This window comes from Pseudomonas kielensis, from assembly GCF_014236655.1.
GTDB lineage: Bacteria > Pseudomonadota > Gammaproteobacteria > Pseudomonadales > Pseudomonadaceae > Aquipseudomonas > Aquipseudomonas kielensis.
In genome coordinates, this window is sequence record NZ_JACMYG010000019.1 from 22,740 (window position 1) to 47,139 (window position 24,400).

Here is a 24,400-nt window from a genome sequence, read left to right on the forward strand (position 1 = left end):
GTGAGCAATATGATCCTTTCGCCCCGTCATCGACGGCCGCTCTGTTCAATTAAATTGGACAAAGACGCAAATTTATTTCGATTGATGTAATTGTTTTGTCACCAATACTAGAGCCCTCGAATCAGGCCGCGCATGCCTGACATAACCATAACAATACAGAGGTGCTCGCATGACCAGTTGTGCCCAGGCGCTCGTCCAGTTACTCGAAGGCTACGGCGTGGAGTCGGTGTTCGGCATTCCCGGCGTGCACACGGTCGAGCTGTATCGCGGATTGCACGGCAGTTCGCTGCGCCACATCAGCCCACGGCACGAGCAGGGTGCCGGGTTCATGGCCGACGGTTATGCCCGCGCCAGCGGCAAGCCGGGAGTGTGCTTCATCATTACCGGCCCCGGCATGACCAATATCCTCACCGCCATGGGCCAGGCCTACGCCGACTCGGTGCCGATGCTGGTGATCTCCACCACCAGCCGCCGCGAGCACCAGCGCCTGGGCCACGGCTACCTGCATGAAATGCCCGACCAGCGTGCCGTCGTCTCCGGGGTCTGCGCCTTCAGCCATACCCTGCAGCGCCCACAGGAATTGCCCGAACTGCTGGCCCGCGCCTTTGCGCTGTTCAGTTGTGCGCGGCCGCGGCCGGTGCACATCGAAATCCCCCTCGACGTGCTGGAGATGCCAGCTGATGGCCTCGACCTGCGCCCGCGCACCTTGCCGCAAGCCCCGGCTCCGGCCGCGGTGAATATCGACGCGGCGGTGCAACTGCTGGCCGCCGCGCGCAAGCCATTGATCCTCGCAGGTGGCGGCGCCCGACGTGCCGGCCCGGTGCTGCAAGCGCTGGCCGAGCGGCTGCAGGCCCCCGTCGCCCTGACCACCAATGCCCGTGGCCTGCTGGCGCCGGAGCATCCGTTGCTGCTCGATGGCGTGCAGTCGTCGGCCCATGGCCGGGCGTTGTTTGCCGAGGCCGATGTGGTCCTGGCGGTCGGCACCGAGCTGGGCGAAACCGACTACGACTTCTTTGGCCTCGGGCCGCTGGTCTTGAATGCGCCGCTGATTCGCCTGGACATCGACCCGCTGCAGATTCTCGGCGCGGCCCGTGCCGATGTCGGTTTGCTGGGCGACGCCGGGCAAGGTCTGCAGGCGCTCCTCAATGCCGTGCCTGAACGCTCCGCCTGCGACTGGGCCGGCCTCAGCGTGGCGCGGGTCAATGCCGCCGAGCGGGCGAGCTGGAGCCCCAAGCAAAACGTTATGCAGCACATGCTCGACACCCTGCGCGACAGCCTGCCGGCACCGATTGTGGTCGGCGACTCGACCCAGCCGGTGTACCAGGGCGCGCTCGGCTACCGGGCGCCGCAAGCCAACAGCTGGTTCAACGCCGGCACCGGTTTCGGCACCCTGGGCTACGGCTTGCCGGCGGCGATCGGCGCCAAGCTGGCGATGCCCGAGCGCCCGGTGCTGGCGGTGGTGGGGGACGGCGGGGTGCAGTTCTCCAGCGCCGAGCTGATCGCTGCGCGTGAGGCCGAGGCGGGGGTGATCGTGGTGCTGTGGAACAACCATTGCTACGCCGAGATCCGCGACTACATGACCGCCCGCGAAATCCCGCCGCTGGGTGTCGACATCCTGCCGCCGGACTTCGCCGCGCTGGCCAAGTCCTGCCACGTCCAGCACCAGTCGGTGAGCAGCCGCGAGCAGTTGCGCGAAGCACTGATCCGCCTGGCCGACACCCGCCAGCCGGTCCTGCTGGAACTGGACGCCGCAGCCTTCCTGTCTGCCTGAGCACCCCTTTGCCGAATCCCTTGGGAGAGAGCCGCATGGAATTGCAGAAACGATTTGCCCGTAAATGGATCGACCAGCACCGCCAGCAGTTGTCCGATTGGCACCAGATCATCTGGCACTACGCGGAACCGGCGTTTCGCGAGTACAAGTCCTGCGCCTGGTATGTAGAGCTGCTGCGCAAGGAAGGCTTCACCGTGGAAGAGGGCAGTGGCGGCATGCCGACCGCCTTCTGCGCCACCTTCAGCAACGGCAATGGCCCGGTGTTGGCGACCTACGCCGAGTACGACGCGGTCCCCGGCAATTGCCAGGCGGCGACCACCCGCAAGATGCCGCGTGAGGGTCTGTCGCGGTTTGCCCCCGGGCACACCGATCCGCATTCGGCGCTGGGCATCAGTGCCCTGGGTGGGGTGCTGGCGGCCAAGGCGGCGATGCTCGAGTTCGGCATCCAGGGCACCATCCGCTTCTTCGGCGAGCCGGCCGAAAAGCTGCGCGCCTCCAAGCCGGTGCACGCCGCCAAGGGGTACTACGACAACCTGGATGCGGCCATCAGCTTTCACCCCACCTATATGTTGCCGCTGAACAACACCACCACCTGGGATACCCATTGCGGGATCGCCTACGCCTACATCTACAGCTTCACCTGCGAAGATCCCGAGAACTGGATCGCCGCCGACCGCTACAGCCCCATCCCGCAGAACCACCTGGCCGCCCGCGCGCCCGGGGCCAACGATGCGCTGATGCACTTCTACAACCTCAACGAAAGCCTGCGTCGTTCGACCCTGCCGTTCACCGGCCTGTGGAGCTACAACGAAGCCATCCTCACCGCCGGCCAGGCCACCGCCGATAACCTGCCGCCGCATCTGTCGCAGATCCAGTACCTGCTGCGCTGCGATTCGATCGAGCAGGCCGAAACCATCTCCTCGGTGATGGACAACAATGCCGCCGCCGCTGCGATGGCCACCGGTTGCCAGTGGAAAAAGACCTGGGTGTGCAAGTCCCGTGGTGGCCTGGCCAACCATGTACTGGCCCAGGCCACCTACGACAACCTGGCCGCCATCGGCGCGCCGCAATGGGGCCTGGAAGCCTGCGAGATCGCCCGGGAAATCCAGCGCAACCTGGGCCTGGAACCGATGGCCGAACCCTTCCTGCCGGCCATCGAACAATTGATCGAGCCGCAGGAATGCGAACGTCAGATGCGCCTGCAAATGCCGGCCTGGCAGAAGTACCTGACCTCCGACGACTACCCCGAATACACCTGGCATTGCCCGACCGTGCGCCTGCTCGTCGCGCGGCCGATGCTCGCCGCGCCCGCCGGCCATGTCTACCCGGACTGGGTCTCGAACGCCCTGGGCGGCATTCCGCAGACCATCGACCCGATGATCGACGTGGCGGCCAAAACCATCGCCAGCACTTTGCTCGACCTGTTCTGCAACGACGACCTGCTGGCGGCGGCCAAGGCCGAGTTCGACCAGCGCACCGGCGGTGGCATCGGTGGCGAACACTGGCAGGCGCCCCTGCTGCCCGCCGACTTCCAGGCGCCGCACCGTTTCCGCTGGCCGGAGTACATCACCACCGTGCGCGGCGAGGAGTGGTGGATCCCGGCGCGCGAGGACGAGTAATGCCCCGCCGCCCTGCGTACCGCAACCCCCAGTCTTCGAGGAGCCAGACGTGCAAGCACTCACCAACGTGAACATCCCGCAGCCGGCAGCAGACACCTCGGTCGTCGCCATTGACGACCTGCATAAAAGCTACGCCGACCACCACGTGCTCAAGGGCATTTCGATGCGCGCCAAGGAGGGCGAGGTGGTCTCGCTGATCGGCTCCAGCGGCTCGGGCAAGAGCACGCTGCTGCGCTGCATCAACCTGCTGGAAATCCCCTGCAGTGGCAGCCTGCGCATCAATGGCGAGGAAGTGCGCCTCAAGACCGGGCGCCACGGGGTCGCGCAGGTCGCCGATCCGCGTCAGGTCGAGCGCCTGCGCACCCGCCTGAGCATGGTGTTCCAGAGCTTCAACCTGTGGCCCCACCGCACGGTGCTGGAGAACGTCATCGAAGCCCCGGTCTATGTGCTCGGCGAGGACCGCAAGGAAGCCACCGCCCACGCCGAGCAACTGCTGGAAAAGGTCGGCCTGATCGACAAACGCAATGTCTACCCGGCGTTTTTGTCCGGTGGCCAGCAACAGCGCGTGGCCATCGCCCGGGCCCTGGCCATGCGCCCGCAAGTGATGCTGTTCGATGAACCAACCTCGGCCCTCGACCCGGAACTGGTGGGCGAAGTGTTGCGGGTGATCCAGGGCATCGCCGAGGAAGGCCGCACGATGATTCTGGTGACCCACGAAATGGCCTTTGCCCGTGATGTGTCGAGCAAGGTGATTTACCTGCACCAGGGCCGGGTCGAGGAAGAAGGCCCGCCGCAACAGGTACTGCTGGATCCGCGCAGCGAACGCTGCCGGCAATTTGTCATGGCCCAGGACAACCGCGGGTAATCACCTCGGTTTTTTCAACCTCGATAACAACAACCTGAAAGAGGCACCCTGCATGAAAAAAACTCTGTTGGTTACCCTGCAAGCCTGCTTGCTGGCCGGCATCGCGAGCAGCGCGATGGCCGCGGACAAACTGGTGTTCGGCATCGCCCTGGAACCCTATCCGCCGTTCTCGTTCAAGAGCGGCAAGGGCGACTGGAGCGGCTTCGAGCCGGAGATGATCACCGCCGTCTGCGCCCGTATGCAGGCCGAATGCACCCTCAATGAAATGTCCTGGGACGGTCTGATCCCGGCGCTCAAGTCGCAGCAGGTCGACGTGGTGCTCAACTCCCTGTCGATCACCCCCGAGCGCCAGCAGGTGATCGACTTCACCCAGCCGTACTTCTTCACCCGCGCCCTGTGGATCGGCGAGCGCAACCTGGAACTGGACCCAACCCCGGCCGGCCTCAAGGGCAAGATCATCGGCGTGCAGGGTTCCACCACCCACGCCGCCTTCGTCAAGAAGTACTACGCCGAGGACTCGACCATCCGTTACTACAACGACCAGGACGACCTGCTCGCCGACCTGCGCAGCGGGCGTGTCGATATCATGCTGGCCGACCAGTTGGTGGTCGAGCCGCTGCTCGAACTGCCGGACAACGCCATGCTCGCGAGCAAAGGCGTGGCTCCGCTCGACCCCTTGTTCGGTGACGGCGTGGGGGCGGGTGTGCGCAAGGGCAACGATGCGCTGCGTGAGCGCCTGAACGTCGCCCTGCAAGCGCTGCGTACCGACGGCAGCTACGAAAAAATTCGTGAGCGCTACTTCAAGACCGACATCTCGGCCCTCGAGTAAGCCGGTACTTCAAGCAAACCCAGCGAAGGTGTGCTCATGACTGTTTCTGAAATTTCCCGGCTGTTTTTTACCGACGGCTGGCTCCAGGCCCTGGCGCAGGGCATGGTGAAAACCCTGGGTATTTCCCTGGGCGCCTTTGTCCTGGGCCTGTCGATCGGCTTGATCGTGGCCATGGTCAAACTCAAGGGACCACGCTGGATGGTGGTCTGCGCCAATTGCTACACCACCTTGTACCGCGCGGTGCCGGAGCTGTTGCTGATCCTGCTGCTGTATTACGCCGGTGCCGACCTGATCAACCTGACGATGGCGGCGCTCGGTCAACCGAGTGTCGAAATCAACGGCTTCATGGCCGCCGTGGTGGTGCTGGGCATTGTGCAGGGCGCGTACTCGGGGGAGATCATCCGCGGGGCGATCGAGTCGATTCCCCACGGCCAGATCGAAGCCGCGCGCTCCTATGGCATCAACCGCTTGATGCTGGTACGCCGGGTGATCCTGCCGAGCATGCTGCCGTTCGCCATCGCCGGGCTGTCCAATCTGTGGCTGGTGCTGGTCAAGGAAAGCGCGCTGATCAGCGTGGTCGGCTACAGCGAACTGCTGACCGCCGGGCGCCAGGCCGCGGCCTCGACCAAACACTACTTGCTGTTCTACCTCGCGGTCGCGGCGTTCTATTACCTGATCACGCTGGTTTCCAGTTCGGTGTTCCGGCAGGTCGAAGTTCGCTTCGAACGCTGGATGCCACGGCACTCATAGGGAAGGGCAGGCATGGACTTTCAGTGGTTGAGCAGTTTTTACAACGAGTTGGTCAAGGGGGCAGGGCTGACCCTGCAACTGTTGCTGATCTCGGGTTTTTTCGGGTTCCTGATGGCGGTGGGCGTGGCCCTGGGGCGCTTGTCGAAGAACCGCTTCCTGGCCAACGGCCTGCGGTTCTACACCAGCGTCCTGCGGGGCACGCCCTTGCTGGTGCAGATCTACGTGCTTTACTACGGCGTGGGTAGCCTGTTCGCCACCTTCCCGTTGATTCGCGGCAGCATGTTCTGGCCGTACTTGCGTGAAGGTTTCTGGTACGTTGCGTTCGCCCTGACCCTGAGCGTTTCGGCCTATGTCGGCGAAGTGCTGCGCGGTGGCTTGCGCGCGGTTCCGCGTGGCGAGCTGGAAGCGGGGCGGGCCTATGGCATGCGGCCCTGGCTGGTACTGCGGCGAGTGTGGATGCCGCGTGCCTTGCAGATGCTGCGCCCGACCCTGGCGGGGGAGAGCGTGATGCTGCTCAAGGCCACGGCGCTGGCCTCCACCGTCGCGGTCACCGACTTGCTCGGTGCAGCCAACCTGGTGCGTGCGCAAACGTTGCGGGTTTATGAGCCGCTGCTGGTGGTAGCGGTGATTTACATCATTCTGGCGATCTTGATCGAACAAGGCTTTGCCCGTATCGGCAAAACGCCCCAACGACAGGCCTGACTTCACACTGTGTTGATACGTCGGCCCGAGGGCTCACAAGGAGTTATTCATGAAATATTCGTCCATGGTCCAGCGCATCAGCGGTGAGACGGTCAGTGCCTGGGACATTCACTACGCCGCGTGTGATGCGCAGGCCCGGGGTGAAGATGCCATCGTCCTGAGTATCGGCGATCCGGACTTCGCCACCGCCGACGAGATCTGCGCGGCGGCGATCCAGGCCTTGAACGAAGGCGACACCCACTACTGCCACGTGATCGGCCGCCCGGCCCTGCGCGAGGCGATTGCCGCCAAGCAGACGGCCTTGCTCGGCCAGCCGGTGTCCGCCGCCAACGTGGCCCTGGTGGCCGGTGCGCAGAATGGTTTGTACGCCACCGCCATGTGCCTGTTCGAAACCGGCGATGAAGTGCTGGTGCCGGCGCCGATGTACCTGACCTACGAGGCCAGCATCCAGGCCAGCGGTGCCCGCCTGGTGCCGATTGCCCAGCCGGCGGAAAACGATTTCCGCTTGACCCTGGCCGCCATCGAGGCGGTGGTGACCGACAAGACCCGCGGCATCGCCCTGGCCACGCCCAACAACCCCACCGGCAACGTCTACACCCGCGAGGAACTGGAGGCGGTGGCCCTGGTCGCCCAGCGGCACAACCTGTGGGTGATCAGTGATGAGGTCTACGGCCAGCTCACCTACGATCGAGAACACCAGAGCGTGGCGACCCTGGAAGGCATGGGCGAGCGCACCGTGGTGCTCAACAGCCTGTCCAAATCCCATGCCATGACCGGTTGGCGGGTCGGCTGGGTGGTGGGGCCACAGGAACTGATCGGCCACCTGGATAACCTGCTGCTGTGCATGCTCTATGGCTTGCCGGGCTTCATCCAGGCCGCCGCGTTGAAGGCGCTGGAACTGGATGAGCAGGTGGTCGGCCAGGCACGTGAGTTGTATCGCCGTCGGCGTGACCTGGTGGTCGCCGAGTTGCGCAACGTGCCGCTGCTCAAGTGCAAGGTGCCCGAGGCTGGCATGTTCATGCTGGTGGATGTGCGGGATACCGGCCTGTCGAGCACCGATTTCGCCTGGCAGCTGTTCCGCGCCACCGGTGTCTCGGTCCTCGATGCCAGCGCCTTCGGGGCCAGCACCGCCGGCTTCGTGCGCATTTCCTTCACTGTCTCAGATGCCGCGTTGAGCGACGCCTGTGGGCGAATCGCCGGCTTTATCGAAGGGCTTCAAGCCCGCAACTGACGGTGGCTCATGGCACCCGGCGCCCCGAGTGAAGGGGCCGCCGGGCGTCATTCGTCTCAAGCCTGTTTGTAGCCCAACTGCTTGTCGATCAGGTCATACACCTGCTGGTGGGTGGCGTTGTTCAGCAGCTTGGTGCGGCAAGCCCGTTCCAGGAAATCTTTGACTTCTTTCTTCGCGGTCGCGGGGTAAAGCCCTGCCACATACTCGGCTTCATGGTCCTGGGTGCAGTTGAAGTACAGGTCGTCTTTAGCTTTGTCTCTGGCCACGGGTAGCTCCTTGATGGATGACGGTTTCGCGCAGAGGCGGCGAAACTCCCTTGAGGGTAACCAGGTTTTTTCTGTGGACCAGCCCTGCTGGCGAAAAAGGAAAAGGCTGTACGACGTGGGTGGACTCGCGCGATTTATTAAACGCGGGTGTGCAATCAATCGTCGATGCCGATGGACGGCGCTCCCCACGGCTTCATAAACTGTCGCCAGGCTTGGGGACTGGGGGCGGTAGATGAATCGCAATGAACTGCGCAAGGCCGACATCAACCTGATGGTGGTGTTTGAAACGCTGATGCTCGAACGCAACGTGACACGCGCGGCGGAAAAGCTGTTTCTCGGCCAGCCCACAATCAGCTCGGCCCTCAACCGCCTGCGAACCATGCTCAACGACCCGCTGTTTATCCGGGTCGGTCACCGCATGGAACCCACGGCGCGGGCCGAAGAGCTGATCCAGCACCTGTCTCCGGCGCTCGACGCCTTGTCGTCGGCCCTGAGCCTGACCCGCGAGTTCGATCCCGCCAGCAGCACCATGACCTTTCGCATCGGCCTGTCCGATGACGTCGAGTTTGGCCTGCTGCCCCCGCTGTTGCGCGCCTTGCGCCAGGAAGCGCCGCAGGTGGTGTTCGTGGTCCAGCATGTCGACTACTGGCGGATTCCCGACTTGCTCGCCTCAGGCGATATCACCGTGGGCATCAGCCAGACCCGTGGCCTGCCGGCCAACGCCAAGCGCAAATTACTGCGCCACATCCAGCCCAGCATCCTGCGCGCCGACGCCTCGGACACGCCGTTGACCCTCGACGAATACTGCGCCCGGCCCCACGTGCTGGTCTCGCACACAGCCAACGTCAGCGGCTTTGCCGATGAGTGGCTGGCCGAGATTGGCCGGACCCGCCAGGTGGTGTTGTCGGTGCCGCAATACAGTGCCTTGCCGGCCTTGCTGGCGGGCACCGACCTGATCGCCAGCCTGCCGGACTACACCGCCGCAGCCATGGCCGCCTCGGGGCAATTGTTCAAGGAGCCGTTCCCGTTCCACACCCCGACCCTGGACCTGTCCATGGTCTGGCTCAGCCACGTCGACACCGACCCGGCCGAACGCTGGCTGCGCGCGCGCCTGGAAACCTTCATGAGTGACCGCAGCGCACCGCAGATCTAGGCTTATGTCGCAGAGGGTGGCAGGAGCGGTCTGTGCTATATGTAGGCACTTTGATCGACACCCCAAGGAGCACAGTAATGCCTCACCTGCACATGGAATACACCGACAACCTGCCAGGGCTCAACGCGGACGTGGCGCTGCTGCGTTTCAACCACGCGCTGGCCGGTTCCGGGCAGTTTGCCGACGAGTTCGACATCAAGAGTCGGGCCGTGCAGGTGGGCGCATTCCGCGTGGGGACCGGCATGGGTGAGCGGGGCTTTGTGGCGGTGCGGCTGGCGATACTCAGCGGCCGTTCACCGGCGATCAAGAAGCAATTGTCCGATAGCCTGCTGGCGGTCCTGCAGGACGTGTGCGAATGGCCGGCCGGGGTCGAGGTGCAGCTGTGCGTCGAGGTCCTGGACATCGACCGCGAGTCCTACACCAAGACCGCCATCGGTCGCTGAGACCCGCCGCACACGTCAATCCAGCGCTTGCGCGGCGCAGGCCTTGGTCACCTGCTCGCGCAGCCAGGTATTGGCGCTGTCCAAATCGCTGGCCTCGCTCCACAGCATATCCAGGCTGAACCCCGGCAACCCCTGGGGCGCCTCGTAATGGCTGAAGCCGGGTTCGTTGGCCAGCAACTGCTGGATACGCCGTGGCATGGCCAGCAGGTAATCAGTGCCGACAATCAACTTCAGCGCCGCACTGTAGCTATTGGCCCGCGCGACAACCTGCCGTTTATGGGCCTGTTGCGCGAGCCAGCCATCGACCATGTTGGTACTGGACGTCCAGGGCGTGGGAAAGACATGCCGGCGCTGGGCGAAATCCTGCAGGCTGAAGCGCGGCGTCGGGTGGGGCGCGTGGTGGTCGACCACGCACACCAGGTCATCGGTGAGCAGCACCTGGGACTTGAAGTCACGGTGGTTCTGATGAAAGTTCGGGCCGAAGCCGATCACCAGGTCGATGCGCCCGGCGCGCAGGTCCTCGGCGGGAATGTCACTTTCGAGTTTGTGCACATTGATGGTCACCGGCAGGTCGACCTGGGCGAAGCGTTGCAGCAGGCGCGGCAGGATCAACTGTTCGAAATACTCCGGGGCGCAGAGGTTGAAGGTCACGGCCCGGCGAGTCGGGTCGAACGCCTGGACCCCGGCATGGCACAGGTTAATGCTCTCGATGATCTGCAGCACATGGGGGTACATGCTGCTGGCCCTGTCGGTCGCCCGCATGCCGGTCCGGGTGTTGATGAACAGCTCGTCCTCGAAGCTGGTGCGCAGTTTCTTCAGGCAGTAACTCACGGTGGATTGGCTGACGCACAGGGCGTCGGACACGCCGCTGACATTGCACTGTTCATACACCGCGATGAACACCATGAGGTCCTGCATATCGAGCTTGCGCAGCAAGTTACTGTTGAGCATCCATCGCATCCGTTCAGCGGCGTGCGCAGGTTGCGCACACGCCTGAACCGGGAATGCTAACGGAAGGCGCCGCTCAGGACCATGCGCCGCGGATCCGCTTGCTCAGTCGATGTGCCTGGCGTAGTGGCGCGGGTCAAAGCGCAGGACCATCACCATCATGACCAGCACCACCGCCGTCAGCGCCCACCAGGCCCATTCGAAACTGCCCAGTTGGTCGCGGATCATCCCGGCAATCAGCGGCGAAACACCGGCAATCAGGTAGCCGATACCTTGCACGAAGGCCGTCAGGCCGCCGGCGCGCTGGGGATGGTCGAGGTGGTCCAGCGAGACGATCAGGCTCATTGGAAACAGCCCGCCGATGCCCAGTCCCAACAGGCACGGCCAGAGCAGGCTCAGGGACTCGGGGCTGAGGATCAACCCGCAGAAACCGGCGACGATCAGGCCCAGCAACACCATCAGCACCAGGCGTTTGTCGCGGCTGCGGTTGGCCAGGGCCGGGGCCAGCAGGCCGGAGATCACTTCCATAGCCGTCAGGAACCCCAGCAGCAGGCCGGCGTTCTGTTCGCTCCAGCCTTTCTCCACGTAATACGGTGCCAGCCATGCCAGCACGCAGGTGTAGGAGGCCGTGCCCAGGCCGAAGAAAATGGCCAGCAACCAGGCGCGGGGATTGCCGGCAAAAGCTGGGTTGTTGACGGTTGGGCGGGCCTGGGGGGCGATGGCTGAACGTTGCGCGTACCAGAACAGCAAGGCGACTACCGCCAGTGCCGCCCAGATCGCCAGGCCGATGCGCCAATTGCCGGTGCGCACCATCACCAGGGGCGCGAATGACGCGGCAATGGCTGCACCGGCCATGATCGAGGTGACGTACAGGCCCATGAACAGCGAGACGTTATCGCTGAAGCGGGACTTGATCAGTGCCGGCAGCAGTGCCTGGATCAGGGCGATGCCGATGCCGGCCAGGACGGCGCTCAAGATCAGTTCGGCGGCCGAGTCGAGGAACAGCCTCGAGGCGGTGGCCAGGCCGATGATGATCAGCGACAGGACCACGGTGCGATGTTCACCCAGGTGGTGGCTGATGCGCATGCCGAAGAACATTGCCAGCCCCATGGCCATGACGGGCAGCATGGTGAGCAGGGCGGCGAGGCTGAAGCTCAGGGGGATGTCGCTGCGGATGCCGGTCAGCAGCGGGCCGATGGCGGCCATGGACGGGCGCAGGTTCAGGGCGACCAGGACGACGGCGAGTATCAGCCAGATGGCGGGGCGGGCGGTGGCGCGTACGGTTTGCATAATCGGACCTTTGAGGGGGCGTGGGTTGGATTAGGCGGGTAGGGGGTGGGCGGCGGCAAATCAGAAAGTCTGGGGGGGGATTTAGAAATTAAATGTGTTGGGGGGGCAGTTCGTTGCTTCGCTGCGCCTCCCCCCCCAGATGCATATCTTCGCTCAGCCTGCCGTACCTGGAAGAATGCGCCGCCCGCAAGATTATCGCTGGCAGGCTGCAAGCGGGCGCCAGCTCCCACAGGTTCGGCGTGCCCCTGCACAAATTCTGTGGGAGCGGGCTTGCCCGCGATGGCGATCTGCGCCACACCACAGATCTCAGCAATACCCCAATCTCCCGTAGCAGCTGTCGAGCCTGCGAGGCTGCGTTCGAGGACGCAGTCCTCGCAGGATTGCAGTGAGGGAATGTTTAGCCAGTCTGCAACCAAGGTTCTTCAAGTGTGGATTTAACGACTTATTGCCCCGTGTGACGCTGTTCGCCCTCTGTGTTCTGCGGTTTACCTTATGGACGGTTGCTCGATCGACACTCACCCCGCGGCTGTGCCTGGCGCTAGTGCGTCATGCCGTCAGCCTCGGCGTCGATTCTTGCCCGCCAGCGCATTGAACCTGTCTGCCCTGCCTTCGGAATTGGCCTTTTGGGCGCTATGGCACTGCCGCCATGCGCGCCCACCGGATGTGCGTATTTCCCGTTGAAGCATTTCAACGGCCCTGGTGTTGCGCCGGGGCCTGACTGGTGGTGCCTGCGCGCCGCCTGACCCGGACATACGAGCGTTCCCATGAGTGTTGCCACGAGCCCCTTTGCCTCTCTGCAAGAAGCCAGCGATTTTCTGCAAGGCAACCCGGATATCGAGATGTTCGAGCTGTTCATTGTCGACAACAACGGCGTGCCCCGGGGCAAGTTGTTGCACCGCGATGAGTTGCTGGCGGTCTACCAGAGCGGGCGGCCGCTGCCGAGCACCATTTTGGGCCTGACCATCAATGGCGACGACGTGGAAAACTCCGGGCTGGTCTGGGAAGTCGGCGACATCGACTGCCGCGCTTACCCGGTCAGTGGCAGTTTGCAGCGCATGCCATGGCGCCAGATTCCGACGGCGGCGGTGCAGGTCAGCATGCATCCGCAAGAAGGCATGCCGGCGACCGTGGCCGATCCCCGGCATTTGCTCGCCAACGTGATCGACGGACTCAAGGCCGATGGTTATTACCCGGTGATGGCCGCGGAGCTGGAGTTCTACTTGCTCGACCAGCAGCGTGACAGCCAGGGTCGCCCGCAACCGGCGCGGGACGTCGACGGCGGGCGTCCACGTTCGACCCAGGTCTACGGTTTGCGCGAGCTGGAGCAGATCGAGCCATTTCTCGCCGACCTCTACGCCGCCTGCAAGCTGCAGGGGATTCCGGCGCGCACGGCGATTTCCGAATACGCGCCGGGCCAGGTCGAGATCACCCTGGAGCATCGCGCAGATGCCCTGCAGGCCATGGACGAGGCGGTGCGCTACAAGCGCCTGGTCAAGGGCGTGGCCCACAAGCATGGGATGAGTGCGTGTTTCATGGCCAAGCCATTCGATGACCTGGCCGGCACGGGCATGCACATGCACGTCAGCATCGCCGACAAGGACGGCAACAACCTGTTTGCCAGTGAGGCCCCCGATGGCACGCCGCTGCTGCGCCAGGCGGTCGGTGGCATGCTCAGCACCTTGCTCGACTCCCTGCTGTTGTTCTGCCCCAACGCCAACTCCTATCGCCGCTTCCAGACCAACAGCTACGCGCCGCTGGCCGCCACCTGGGGCGTCGACAACCGCACCGTGAGCCTGCGGGTGCCCGGTGGGCCGGCGTTCTCGCGGCATATCGAGCACCGCATCTGCGGCGCCGATGCCAACCCCTATCTCGCCGCTGCGGCGATCCTGGCGGGCATTCATCGCGGCATTCGCGAGCAGCGCGACCCGGGAGCGCCGGTCGAGGGCAACGGTTACGCCCAGGCCAAGGAATTGCTGCCCACCGACTGGCTGACCACCCTGCGTGCACTGGAAAGTTCGGCCTGGGCCCGGGATGCCTTTGGCGCGCCGTTCCTCGGGGTCTACCTGGCAGTCAAGCGCGCCGAGTACCGCCAGTTCATGGGCGAAGTTGGCGAGCAGGACTGGCGCTGGTATTTGCATCAGGCGTGAGATAGGAATAATTAACAAACAGGACGCCAACAAATAGTGGTTAATCCACTATTTGTTGGCGTCTTTTTCACGAAACATTGATGCCGGGCTGCTTAGAGTTTGTGCTGTGTTCAGGAAAGAATAGTTCGTTCTTTGCTGGCGGCACTGACTTCAGGAACAAGCAGACCTCCCATGTTTAAAATTAAAGCCGTGCGCCCGGAATGGGTGACGTTGATTGCCAGTGTATTGCTGTTGGCGGGCTACAACGCTGTCCTCTGGCAACACCTGTTCGACATTACCGCCAGCGATGCCCGGGGTATCGGCATGCGGGTGGCGTTCGGCGTAATGATTGCCTGTGCTTTCAACTTGATCCTGACCCTGCTGGCCTTCCGTCCTTTGTTCAAACCCTTGCTGACCCTGATCTTCATGATCAGTGCCGGTGTCGCGTATTTCATGAGTCAGTATGGTGTGCTGATCGATGCCGCCATGTTACGCAACTTCGCCGAGACCAATGCCACCGAAGTGCGCGATCTATTGTCGCTGAAGTTACTGGCGTACAACTTGTTATTGGGTGTACTGCCGTCGTTTATTCTGTGGAAAACCCCAATTAGTTATCGTCGCTGGCACCGTGAGTTGTTCAGCAAAGTGTTGGTTGTTGGCGCCTCTGCCGTGGTGATCGGTGGCGTGGCACTGCTTAACTATCAAGGCCTGTCTTCGTTGTTTCGCAATCACCACGAATTGCGCTTGATGGTGGTGCCGAGCAATTACATCGGCGCCTCCTTCGGTTATGTGCGCGAACAAGTGAAGTCGGCGCAGCAACCGTTCGCCAAACTCGGCGAAGATGCCCAGCGTAATCCGAGCTGGCAAACCCACGGGCGCAAATCCCTGACAGTACTGGTGGTGGGCGAAAGTGCCCGCGCCGAGAACTTCGGCATTCTTGGCTATGGGCGTGACACCACGCCAAAACTGGACAAGGAAGCGGGGCTGATCGCCTTCACCGACGTGCATTCCTGCGGCACGGAAACCGCGGTCTCGGTGCCTTGCATGTTCTCCAACATGGGCCGCAAGGACTACGACGCCAGCAAGGCGAAGAATGAAGAAGGCCTGCTGGATGTGCTCAAGCATGCCGGGCTGGACGTGATCTGGCGGGACAACCAGTCGGGCTGCAAGGGCACCTGCGACCGGGTGACCCTGGAAGATGTCAGCAACTTCAAGGACCCGGTGCTCTGCGCCAACAGTGAGTGCCGCGATGAAATCCTCCTGCAGGGCCTGCAGCACTTCATCGACACCCTGGACAAGGACACGGTGCTGGTCCTGCACCAGATGGGCAGCCACGGTCCCGAGTACTTCAAGCGTTATCCCAAGGAATACGAGCGCTTCACCCCGGTGTGCGAGAGCAACGCGCTGAACACGTGCAGCCGGGAAAGCATCGTCAATGGCTACGACAACACCCTGGTCTACACCGACCATGTGCTGTCGACCCTGATCGACCTGTTGCGCAACAACCAGGACAAAGTCGACACGGCCATGCTGTACCTGTCGGACCACGGCGAATCCCTGGGCGAGTACAACCTGTTCCTGCATGGCACGCCCTACATGCTTGCCCCCGATCAGCAAAAGCATGTGGCGATGCTCGCCTGGTTCTCCGACAGCTATCAGAAGGCCTTCTCGGTCGACACCCACTGCTTGCAACTGAGTCGGGAAAAACCCTTGAGCCAGGACAACCTGTTTCATTCGATGCTGGGGTTGCTGGAGGTCAACAGCAAGGTCTACAACCCTGACCTGGACTTGTTCACCGGCTGCCGAGGGGCCGTGGTCGACGGCGTTCTGGCCAAGGATTGAACGCCAGCCACCTGATCACTACGCCAGCCCCCAGGCTGGCCCCAGCTGACACCTTATAAGAGTCGCCCCCATGTCCGCCCACCCCCCATCTTCCATCGAGCGCGAATCCGCTGAGCGCCATGGCCAGCAGTACGCCTGTGCCTGTGTCGAGCCCCAGCCACCGGGCTGGCGCCAGCGCCTGGCGCAGTGGCGCCGCGAGCAGTTGCTGCGCAACGCGCTCAACAAGGCCGGGGAGCCTGGCCTGGTGTTGGATGTGGCCTGTGGCGTCGGGCGTTACTGGCCGGTACTGGGGGAACACAGCAACCGGGTGATCCTGGCGGCCGACCCGTCCCCGGACACGCTCAAGCATGGCCGTACGCACCAGTCGGCGAGCCTGCTGGCGCGTATCCGGACCTTCCAGAGTTCGGCCTTCTCCATCGGCCTGTCGGCCAACGCGGTGGATTGCATCGTCTGTTCGACGCTGTTCCAGCAGCTGCCGAGCGCCGAGCACCGCATGGCGCTGCTCCAGGAGTTCCAGCGGGTGAGCCGGGACACCCTGATTGTGGTCGTGCGCCTGGCGGGTCGCGGCAACTGGACGGCCGCCCTGACGGCGCAAGTGGAACCCGGGGTAGGCAAAAGCCAGCTGGAGACCGAGTTCAAGGCGGCCGGCTTCGAGGTCCTCATGCACCAGGATGTGTTGCCGGGCATTGCGGCAACCCGGGTGTACGTGCTGCGCAAACTCAACCAGGACTGATCCGGCGAGCGCCTGGCCGCGTGCCGTAGATCATTTCGCCTACGCTCTTGCTCAGTGGATGCGCGGAAATCGCCGGGGGCGATATATACTGCGCGCCATTCTTCAAGGGAGAGCCGTGTGGCCATCGATATTCACTGGATTCGCGACAACGATAGCCTCGGTCAGTTTTGCGCCCAATGGCAGCAGTTGCCGTTCGTCGCCCTCGACACAGAATTCATGCGGGTCGACACCTTCTATCCGATTGCAGGCTTGCTGCAGATCGGTGATGGCGTGCGCGCTTACCTGATTGACCCTTTGACCATCGACAACTGGCAGCCCCTGGCCGCATTGCTGGAAAACCCGGCCGTGCTCAAGGTGCTGCATGCCTGCAGCGAAGACCTCGAAGTCCTGTTGCGCCTGACCGGCAGCCTGCCGGCGCCGCTGTTCGATACCCAACTGGCCGCCGCCTACCTGAACCTGGGCTTCTCCATGGGGTACTCGCGCCTGGTCTCGCAAGTGCTGGACATCGACCTGCCCAAGGGGGAAACCCGCTCGGACTGGCTGCAGCGTCCGCTGTCGGAGACCCAGATCAGCTACGCCGCCGAAGACGCCCTGCACCTGGCAGAAGTGTTCGTGCGCCTGCGGCCCAAGTTGTCGGACGACAAGTTCGCCTGGGTCCTGGAGGATGGCGCCGAACTGGTGGCCAACCTGCGCCGCGAAACCGACCCATACGAGGTCTACCGCGAGGCCAAGCTGGCCTGGAAACTGTCCCGCGCCCAACTGGCCGTGCTGCGCGAGCTGTGTGCCTGGCGTGAGCTTGAAGCCCGGGCCCGTGACCTGCCGCGCAACCGTATCGTGCGTGAGCATTCGTTGTGGCCGTTGGCCCGGACCCAGCCGGACAATCTCGCCGCGCTGGCGAAAATCGAAGACATGCACCCGCGCACCGTGCGCCAGGACGGCGAGTTCCTGCTGGACCTGATCAAACGGGCCGCCAGCGTACCGCCGGAGCAATGGCCAGCGGCGGTGCCCGAGCCGTTGCCGATCGAAGCCGCCGCCCTGGTCAAGCGCCTGCGCGCACTGGGCCAGGCCGAAGCGGAGCGCTTGAACATCGCCCCCGAACTGATGTTGCGCAAGAAGACCCTGGAGGCCTTGCTCAAGAGCGGCTTCCCGGACGGTCCCTACCAATTGCCTGAATCGCTGCGTGGCTGGCGCCGCGAATTGATGGGCCAGGCCCTGCTCGACAGCCTGGCCACTGCCGGAGAACAGCCTTGAAACGTATCTGCTCGATCTACCGAAGCCTGAAGAAAAACGAAATGTACCTCTACGTGCTCAAGAGCGATGCTCTGGAGCGCGTACCGGAAAGCCTGTTGCTGGCCTTCGGCAAACCCCATCACGCCTTCGACCTGGTGCTGACCCCGGAGCGCAAGCTCTCGCGCGAAGACATTACCCAGGTCCTGGAAAACCTCGACAAGCAGGGCTACCACCTGCAAATGCCGCCAGCCGAAGACGAGTACATCGAGCACTTGCCCGAAGAGTTGCTGCGACGTAACGATCCGATCTGACGGCGACCGGTTCAGGCTCGGTCCCGGGCCTGCCGGCCCACCACGATGGATTTTCTGGCGGTGGCCGCAAACGGGGGAGCGCACTCCCTCGGCGGCCTTGTGCACTGTTTTTTAAGGTTTGAACCATGCGCGTTCTGATTGCCGAACACGACCACGCTGTGTATGCACAACTCCTGGGTCAGCTGGCGCCCGAGCTGCAGGTCATGACCAGCGGCGACTCCGCCGAGCTGGCCAGCCTGGCGGCCGATTGCCCGGTGTGGCTGGGGCAGCCCGACCTGCTGGCGACCCTGTTGCGCCAAGGCCATAAGCCCCAGTGGCTGCAGTCGACCTGGGCCGGCATCACGCCGCTGCTGGTCGAAGGACTGCCACGGCATTATCGCCTGACGCGCGCCGTGGGGATTTTTGGCCAGGTGATGGCCGAGTACGTCCTGACCTACATGCTCGGGCATGAGCGCGAAGTGTTGCCGCGCCTGGTCAGCCAGGTCGAGCGCAAGTGGGACAGCCGCCAGGGCCAGAGCCTGGTAGGGCGCAAGGTGCTGATCGTCGGCACCGGGGACATCGGCCAGAGCGTTGCCGAGTTCCTCAAGCCCTTTGGTGTGCAGTTGTACGGCATTGCCAGCACGCCCCGTGAGCAGGCGCCGTTCATCGAAGTGGCCGGGTTGCAGGACCTCGGGCGCCTGGTGGGTGAAGTCGACTACGTGGTCAACCTGCTGCCCAACACCCCGAGCACCCATGATCTGTACGACGCCGCGCTGTTCAAGCAGTTCAAGCCAACGGGCCTGCTGATCAACGCCGGGCGCGGTGTGGCGGTGGTCGATGCCGACCTGGTGGAGGCCTTGAAAGAAGGGCACCTGGCCGGCGCGGTCATCGATGTCTGCCGCCAGGAACCGCTCCCCCAGCGCCACCCATTCTGGACCGCCTGGGGCCTGCTCTTGACCGGCCACAGCTCGGCACCGACTTCACCGGTGCTGATGGCACAACTGTTTCTCGACAACATGCGCGCCTTTCAGACCGGCCAAGCGCTGCGCGGCGAAGTGGATTTCAACCGCGGCTATTGAGACAACCCCAGTAACCCCAACCCCCACTGTGGGTGTGCGCAGCACCAGGCGAACACCCAGAATCACTGTAGGCGCTCGCTCCCACACGGGTTTTGTGGGTATGTGGGGGATTAGCAACCCCCCGGAATGACTGTGCTTACAGGGTGAAATCACCCTCGGCTGCCAGTTCGCTCAACGGCCGGCGTGGGCTTGGGACTTCCCGGGCTTGCAGGTATTCGGCCAGGGTGGCCTTGTCGCCCAGCTTGCCGATCGCCACGGCAGCATGCAGTGCGTAGCCTTCTGGAATATTCAGTTCCTTGCGAGTCAGCTCCTGATCGAAGCCGGCCATGCCGTGGGTGTGCCAGCCGCTGATGGACGCTTGCAAGGCCAGGTGGCCCCAGGCCGAGCCGGTGTCGAAGGTGTGCCACAAGGCCGGGGTTTCGGCATCGGCACCTGGCGCGGTAAAGGTGGTTTTCGAGATCACGATGACCAGCGCCGAAGCGTGCTGGGCCCAACCCCGGTTGAACTCATTCAGCAGGCCAAGGAAACGCTCCCAGTTCGGCGTGTCCCGGCGGGCGTATAGAAACCGCCAGGGTTGCGAGTTGTAGGCCGAGGGCGCCCAGCGTGCCGCTTCAAAGAAACTCAGCAGGGTGGATTCCGGGATGGCTTCACCGGTAAACGCCCGTGGCGACCAGCGCTCGGTGAACTGTGGGTGGATGGCATATTCGGCAACGCGGGGGTTGGCGCTCATGAAAGAGATTCCTGGCAAGGTTGATGAGGGAGCACAGCAACAAAAACCGGGGGCGCACAGTTGGCTGGGCAGTGGAGTTTTTGCGACCTGCAAAACTACTGCGCCCCGGGAAAACTGACAAGCACTGGCGTACCGGCAGTCGCCAGCGCTTGGCCCGCGGGGGCTGGGGCACTAGACTGGCGGCCTTTTCTACCGCTGATGCAGATGCTCGAACCATGGCCGCCAAAGTTGAACCGTTCTGGATACGCAAGACCCTCGCCCAACTCGACCAGCAGGAGTGGGAGTCGTTGTGCGATGGCTGTGGCCTGTGCTGCCTGCAAAAGCTTGAGGATGAAGACGACAACAGCGTCTATTACACGCGGATCGCCTGCAAATTGCTGGACCTCAAGACCTGCCAGTGCACCGACTACCCGAACCGCCGCGAATCGGTGCCAGACTGCATCCAGCTGACGCCGGGAAAGGCCGATGAGTTCAAGTGGTTGCCGCCTACCTGCGGTTATCGCCTGGTCAGTGAAGGCAAGGACTTGCCGCTCTGGCATCACCTGGTGTGCGGCGATCGCGACGCGGTGCACCATGAGCGAATCTCCCAATCCGGGCGCATGCTCGCCGAGGGCAGTGTGGCCGAGGATGATTGGGAAGATCATCTGATTTTCCGCGCAGGTTAAGCGCCGCGCGTTGTCCAAGTGAATCACGAAGGAGTGTGTATGGCTGTGCGCTTGCCATTGGCATTGTCGCTGCTGGTGCTGAGTTCATCGGTGTGGGCGGCCAAGAAGGTCGATCTGGACTACCACGTGCGCCTGCTGCCGCAAAGCGACCAGGCCGAAGTGCGCCTGACCCTGGCCCAGGGCTCGGCGGTGCGCAGCCTGGATTTCGATCTGGCGGACGGCAGCCGATACAGCGATTTCAAGGCCGACGGCCAGTGGCAATTGACCCCGGGCAAAGCTGTGCGCGGGGTCTGGCGACCCGCTGCCGACAAAGCCAGCCTGACCTACCGAGTGCGAATCAGCCAGGCGCGCAAGAACACCACCTTCGAGACTCGCATGACGCCGAGCTGGGCCTTGATGCGCGGTGATGACCTGGTGCCGGCAGCGCGCCTGGATCAACAGGATGGCATCGAGCTGGTGTCGCGCCTGGCGTTCGAATTGCCGGCGGGCTGGAAAAGCATCGAGACGGCCTGGCCGCGCATCGGCAAGAACCGCTTTCGCATCGACAACGTTTCCCGACTGTTTGACCGGCCCACCGGCTGGATGCTCGCCGGCAACCTGGGAACGCGCCGGACCCGCCTGGGCGAGACCCAAGTCACGGTTGCCTCGCCACGCGGGCAGGGCATGCGCCGCATGGACGTGCTGACCCTGCTGACGTTCGTCTGGCCGCAGGTACAGGCGCTGTACCCTCGGCACCCGGGCAAGCTGCTGATCGTCGGCGCCACCGACCCGATGTGGCGCGGCAGCACCGCCGGGCACGAGTCAATCTACCTGCACAGCCGTCTGCCGTTGATCAGCGAAAGCGGCAACAGTCCGTTGCTGCGTGAGCTGGCGCAGATGTTTGCGCGGATCAGCGACGAAGAGCGCAGTGACTGGATCAGCGAAGGATTTGCCGAGTACTACGCCATCGAACTGCTGCGCCGGGCTGGCGGCATGAGTGATGAGCGCTATCAGATGCTGGGAAACAACCTGGCCAAGGCCGGCCATGGGGTCAGCAGCCTGCGGGGCGAACAGGCCAACCCGGCCCAGGTGGCCAGGGCGGTATTGCTGATGCAGGAGTTGGATCGCGAGATTCGCCTGAAAACCCGCAACAAGCGCTCACTCGACGACATGCTCCGCGGCGCCATGCACCTGGAGCGGGTCAGCACCCAGGAGTTCGTGGCACTGGCCGAAAGCATCATCGGCGAGCCCTCGAAGGTCCTGGGGAGCGAGTTGTTGCACTAGCGCATGGGTCGCGGGGTTCTACGCCCCGGCCTTGGGTGACTTCAACGAGTCGTTAGCGGTCGCGGTGTGGGTCGCGGCCTCGGCATTGGCCTTGAGGGTTTTCAGGTCTTCACCGGCCCGTTCGATTTTCGCGCGGACGTTGTCCAGGTCCTGGCGGCTTTTTTCCAGGAAGCTTTTTGCCGAGCTATGGCCGGTGATGCCCCGCGCCAGGGCGACGCCACCGAGCGCCACCTGGATCAGGCCGAACACGCCGCCACGGCGCAGGCCCTTGCCCACCATTACCACGCCACCCGCCAGCGAGCCGATACGCTCCCAGCCTTGCACATTTTGGGTCGGCTGGGTCTGGAAGGGAGTGGAGTTGATACGTTCTACGCGTTTGAGTTCGTTCATCATCTGTCTCCTCAAGGGGCAATGGATACAAAACTGACTGCGCCAGGGCTCGAGTCGTTCCGTCGGGCGTGGGGCCGATCAGCGGAATTTTGGTCCGGAGCGGGTATTCAGGCCCTTGGCCATGCGGTCGTACAGCACCACGTTGACGGTGGCAGCCAGGTTCATGCAGCCGGTGGTGGGAATGTAGACCACGTCTTCGCACCAGTCGCGGATCTCTTTGTCCAGCGACCCGTCTTCGGGGCCGAAGATGTACAGCGCGCGGTCCGGGTGGGTGTACTCGGGCAGCGAGCGGGCGCCTTCCACCAGTTCGACCGCAACCGGGACGCAGCCCAGCGGGAGGATTTTTTTCAGGTCGTCGATGCCGATCAGCGGAATGTCGTAGTGCACGCGCTTGGTGTCGGTGACGAAGTCGGCGGCGCGTTCATAGCGCTTGCCGGTGTAGAACACCGACGCCACGCCATAACAGCCAGCGGCGCGCATCACCGAGCCAACGTTCTCCGGTGATTTGGGGTTATACAAACCAATGCAGCTGTACCGTTTGTCTGCCACGAGCGGGGTGCCTTCGGGAAAAAGAGGGCGATTATACGGGGAATGGGGGAGGGTGTCTGATTTGCGGATTGCTGGTGTTTGCGGCATCACCATCGCGAGCAGACGGAGCGCTGCTCGCGATGAAGCAACCTTTTCAATCGTCTTTTTTCATCAACCCAGCCAGCGCGGCAAACGGGTTGTGGGTCGCCTTGGCGATTTTCGGGGTGCTCAGGGAGCCTTCGCTGAAGTACTGCTGGTCGGTGTAGCGCGAGTGTTCGTTGTCGTGGCAATACAGGCACAACAGCTCCCAGTTGGAACCGTCCTGCGGGTTGTTGTCGTGGTTGTGGTCGCGGTGGTGCACGGTCAGCTCGCTCAGGCGCTTGCCAGAGAACTCGCGGGTGCAGCGCCCGCAGACGTGCGGATACATCTTGAGGGCCTTGTCGCGGTAACCCATTTCCTTGTCGCGCTGGTTGTCAGCGAGGATTCGGTCCAGTTTCGAGGTGTTGGTTGGGGTGGACGAACTCATGGGTTCACCTTTGTAGAAGACGAATGACGGTTATCAGCAGAGTTTAGCTCAGCCCTTGAGCTTCTCGGCAATCCAGATGGTGTGGCGTGTGCCCTTGTTGCCATGGGCGAACACCTGCACCTCTTCGGCCTTGAAGCCGGCTTTTTTCAGTTTGTCGGAAAACTGCCGGTCGGCACTGGCCGACCACACGGCCAGCACGCCCTTGGGGCGCAGGGCCTTGGCGCAGGCGGCCAGGCCACCGGCGGAGTACAGCCAGCTGTTGGCTTTCTGGGTCAGGCCTTCGGGGCCGTTGTCGACGTCGAGCATGATCGCGTCGAAGCCCTGGGGTTCGGCCTGCAGGACCTTGGCCACGTCTTCCATGCGGATCACTGTGCGCGGGTCCAGTAGCGGCTTGCCGGCTTTCTCGCCCAGCGGGCCACGGTTCCACTCCACCACCCCCGGCACCAGCTCGGCGACCACCACTTGCGCACTCTTGCCCAGGTGCTTGAGCGCCGAGGCGAGGGTGAAGCCCATGCCCAGGCCGCCGATCAGCACACGTGAGTTCGGTCGACCGGCGACTTTGCGGCAGGGAATCTCTGCCAGGGCATCTTCAGAGCCGTGCATGCGGGTGTTCATCAGTTGCCCGCCATCGCCGCCCTGGATCTTGATGACGAAATCTTCGCCGTACTCGAACAGGCACAGGGCTCCGCCGTTTTCGGGGATTGGGGTGGTGTCGAGCAGAACGAAACGTTTCATGGGAATCTCATTGGGAAAACTGGCATTGATCAGGGCATTCTTGCGCGGTTGGGAGTAGCCTTGAAGCATCAAGCAAGGGCAATGGAGCCATTGATGAAGCGCACCATTCTAACGGTCATTGTGCTGGCCGCGCTCTCGATTAGTGCGGGTCACGCGCAAGAGTTGCAGGCAATCCCGGTCACACCTTCGGCGGCTCCCGGCTCACCCGGCACCGCAACCCCCACGCCCTACCCACAGATCACCCCCACGCCAGTGCCCAAGGCCGGCAGTGGCAGCAGCCGTGAGCTACTGCTGCCGCCTATCGAAAAGCCCAATCCACCCAAGGACCAGACCTTGCCGGGGCTGGAACCAACCCCGGCAAAGAGCAAGACCCCGGGCGGTTGAAACGCCGATAGG

The 24,400-nt window shown here is 63.4% G+C and carries 26 protein-coding genes; 18 read left to right on the plus strand and 8 right to left on the minus strand.

The annotated features are described in order from the left end of the window. The first annotated feature begins 169 nt into the window (after window positions 1-169). Genes H7995_RS17680 through H7995_RS17710 form a run of 7 tightly spaced genes read left to right on the plus strand, consistent with a single transcriptional unit; the run spans window position 170 to window position 7,767 of the window. Entirely contained in the window at window positions 170-1,771 is a 1,602-nt protein-coding gene (locus H7995_RS17680; protein ID WP_185818682.1) for a 5-guanidino-2-oxopentanoate decarboxylase, read from the plus strand. A gap of 35 nt (window positions 1,772-1,806) precedes the next feature. Then, a complete protein-coding gene (locus H7995_RS17685; RefSeq protein ID WP_166592263.1) occupies window positions 1,807-3,390 on the plus strand; it encodes an amidohydrolase in 1,584 nt (527 codons plus the stop codon). Window positions 3,391-3,439: 49 nt separating this feature from the next. After that, complete coding sequence (locus H7995_RS17690) at window positions 3,440-4,255, plus strand: ABC transporter ATP-binding protein (RefSeq protein ID WP_269780236.1); 816 nt, start codon at window positions 3,440-3,442, stop codon at window positions 4,253-4,255. 52 nt (window positions 4,256-4,307) lie between these two features. Beyond that, window positions 4,308-5,084, plus strand: coding sequence for a transporter substrate-binding domain-containing protein (locus H7995_RS17695; RefSeq protein ID WP_166592262.1), 777 nt, complete (start codon window positions 4,308-4,310; stop codon window positions 5,082-5,084). 36 nt (window positions 5,085-5,120) lie between these two features. After that, window positions 5,121-5,834 (plus strand): ABC transporter permease, encoded by a 714-nt coding sequence (locus tag H7995_RS17700; protein ID WP_166592261.1) that lies wholly within the window; start codon window positions 5,121-5,123, stop codon window positions 5,832-5,834. 12 nt (window positions 5,835-5,846) lie between these two features. Then, window positions 5,847-6,536 (plus strand): ABC transporter permease, encoded by a 690-nt coding sequence (locus H7995_RS17705; protein ID WP_095171708.1) that lies wholly within the window; start codon window positions 5,847-5,849, stop codon window positions 6,534-6,536. A 49-nt stretch (window positions 6,537-6,585) separates the two neighbouring features. Beyond that, the gene (locus H7995_RS17710; protein WP_185818683.1) at window positions 6,586-7,767 is read left to right on the plus strand and encodes a pyridoxal phosphate-dependent aminotransferase; all 1,182 of its coding nucleotides are present in this window, start codon (window positions 6,586-6,588) and stop codon (window positions 7,765-7,767) included. Between the two features lie 56 nt (window positions 7,768-7,823). On the opposite strand, the gene H7995_RS17715 is transcribed toward H7995_RS17710, so the two are convergent. Further along, a complete protein-coding gene (locus tag H7995_RS17715; protein ID WP_166592259.1) occupies window positions 7,824-8,033 on the minus strand; it encodes a hypothetical protein in 210 nt (69 codons plus the stop codon). Between the two features lie 232 nt (window positions 8,034-8,265). On the opposite strand from H7995_RS17715, the gene H7995_RS17720 reads away from it, so the two are divergent. After that, complete coding sequence (locus H7995_RS17720) at window positions 8,266-9,186, plus strand: LysR substrate-binding domain-containing protein (protein ID WP_185818684.1); 921 nt, start codon at window positions 8,266-8,268, stop codon at window positions 9,184-9,186. 77 nt (window positions 9,187-9,263) lie between these two features. Further along, on the plus strand, window positions 9,264-9,629 hold the full coding sequence (locus tag H7995_RS17725) for a 5-carboxymethyl-2-hydroxymuconate Delta-isomerase (protein ID WP_166592257.1): 366 nt from the start codon (window positions 9,264-9,266) through the stop codon (window positions 9,627-9,629). Between the two features lie 15 nt (window positions 9,630-9,644). Here H7995_RS17725 and H7995_RS17730 read toward each other — a convergent pair whose 3' ends face one another. Together H7995_RS17730 and H7995_RS17735 are read right to left on the minus strand one after the other, a co-directional pair. Beyond that, complete coding sequence (locus tag H7995_RS17730; RefSeq protein ID WP_185818685.1) at window positions 9,645-10,580, minus strand: LysR family transcriptional regulator; 936 nt, start codon at window positions 10,578-10,580, stop codon at window positions 9,645-9,647. A 102-nt stretch (window positions 10,581-10,682) separates the two neighbouring features. Continuing rightward, the gene (locus H7995_RS17735; RefSeq protein WP_185818686.1) at window positions 10,683-11,867 is read right to left on the minus strand and encodes a cyanate transporter; all 1,185 of its coding nucleotides are present in this window, start codon (window positions 11,865-11,867) and stop codon (window positions 10,683-10,685) included. A gap of 764 nt (window positions 11,868-12,631) precedes the next feature. Between H7995_RS17735 and H7995_RS17740 the strand changes: the two genes are divergently transcribed. The 6 genes from H7995_RS17740 (at window position 12,632) to H7995_RS17765 (ending at window position 19,167) form a co-directional block, all read left to right on the plus strand. Next, a complete protein-coding gene (locus H7995_RS17740) occupies window positions 12,632-14,014 on the plus strand; it encodes a glutamine synthetase family protein (protein WP_185818687.1) in 1,383 nt (460 codons plus the stop codon). 171 nt (window positions 14,015-14,185) lie between these two features. After that, the gene (locus H7995_RS17745; RefSeq protein WP_166593171.1) at window positions 14,186-15,835 is read left to right on the plus strand and encodes a phosphoethanolamine transferase; all 1,650 of its coding nucleotides are present in this window, start codon (window positions 14,186-14,188) and stop codon (window positions 15,833-15,835) included. 70 nt (window positions 15,836-15,905) lie between these two features. After that, a complete protein-coding gene (locus H7995_RS17750; RefSeq protein WP_185818688.1) occupies window positions 15,906-16,568 on the plus strand; it encodes a class I SAM-dependent methyltransferase in 663 nt (220 codons plus the stop codon). A 117-nt stretch (window positions 16,569-16,685) separates the two neighbouring features. After that, window positions 16,686-17,819 carry a ribonuclease D gene (gene rnd, locus H7995_RS17755; protein ID WP_166592142.1) on the plus strand — a complete coding sequence of 378 codons (1,134 nt, stop codon included), beginning with the start codon at window positions 16,686-16,688 and terminating at the stop codon, window positions 17,817-17,819. Continuing rightward, the gene (locus tag H7995_RS17760; RefSeq protein WP_095171651.1) at window positions 17,816-18,109 is read left to right on the plus strand and encodes a YcgL domain-containing protein; all 294 of its coding nucleotides are present in this window, start codon (window positions 17,816-17,818) and stop codon (window positions 18,107-18,109) included. The genes rnd and H7995_RS17760 overlap by 4 nt, the downstream gene beginning before the upstream one ends. A 125-nt stretch (window positions 18,110-18,234) precedes the next feature. After that, entirely contained in the window at window positions 18,235-19,167 is a 933-nt protein-coding gene (locus H7995_RS17765; protein ID WP_166592141.1) for a D-2-hydroxyacid dehydrogenase, read from the plus strand. A 136-nt stretch (window positions 19,168-19,303) separates the two neighbouring features. Here H7995_RS17765 and H7995_RS17770 read toward each other — a convergent pair whose 3' ends face one another. Beyond that, entirely contained in the window at window positions 19,304-19,897 is a 594-nt protein-coding gene (locus tag H7995_RS17770; protein WP_166592140.1) for a nitroreductase family protein, read from the minus strand. 215 nt (window positions 19,898-20,112) lie between these two features. Between H7995_RS17770 and H7995_RS17775 the strand changes: the two genes are divergently transcribed. Both H7995_RS17775 and H7995_RS17780 read left to right on the plus strand, forming a co-directional pair. After that, the gene (locus H7995_RS17775) at window positions 20,113-20,562 is read left to right on the plus strand and encodes a YcgN family cysteine cluster protein (RefSeq protein WP_166592139.1); all 450 of its coding nucleotides are present in this window, start codon (window positions 20,113-20,115) and stop codon (window positions 20,560-20,562) included. A 39-nt stretch (window positions 20,563-20,601) separates the two neighbouring features. Then, window positions 20,602-21,825, plus strand: coding sequence for a hypothetical protein (locus H7995_RS17780; RefSeq protein WP_185818689.1), 1,224 nt, complete (start codon window positions 20,602-20,604; stop codon window positions 21,823-21,825). A gap of 18 nt (window positions 21,826-21,843) precedes the next feature. On the opposite strand, the gene H7995_RS17785 is transcribed toward H7995_RS17780, so the two are convergent. The 4 genes from H7995_RS17785 to H7995_RS17800 form a co-directional block, all read right to left on the minus strand. Further along, window positions 21,844-22,215 carry a YgaP family membrane protein gene (locus H7995_RS17785; protein WP_166592137.1) on the minus strand — a complete coding sequence of 124 codons (372 nt, stop codon included), beginning with the start codon at window positions 22,213-22,215 and terminating at the stop codon, window positions 21,844-21,846. Window positions 22,216-22,293: 78 nt separating this feature from the next. Further along, a complete protein-coding gene (locus H7995_RS17790; protein ID WP_095171660.1) occupies window positions 22,294-22,764 on the minus strand; it encodes an RNA methyltransferase in 471 nt (156 codons plus the stop codon). A gap of 133 nt (window positions 22,765-22,897) precedes the next feature. Then, window positions 22,898-23,269, minus strand: coding sequence for a YajD family HNH nuclease (locus H7995_RS17795; protein WP_095171662.1), 372 nt, complete (start codon window positions 23,267-23,269; stop codon window positions 22,898-22,900). Window positions 23,270-23,317: 48 nt separating this feature from the next. Beyond that, window positions 23,318-24,004: a spermidine synthase gene (locus H7995_RS17800; protein WP_166592136.1), complete on the minus strand. Its 687-nt coding sequence runs from the start codon at window positions 24,002-24,004 to the stop codon at window positions 23,318-23,320. A gap of 93 nt (window positions 24,005-24,097) precedes the next feature. Here H7995_RS17800 and H7995_RS17805 point away from each other — a divergent pair, with 93 nt between their 5' ends. Continuing rightward, entirely contained in the window at window positions 24,098-24,388 is a 291-nt protein-coding gene (locus tag H7995_RS17805; protein WP_166592135.1) for a hypothetical protein, read from the plus strand. Window positions 24,389-24,400 lie beyond the last annotated feature (12 nt).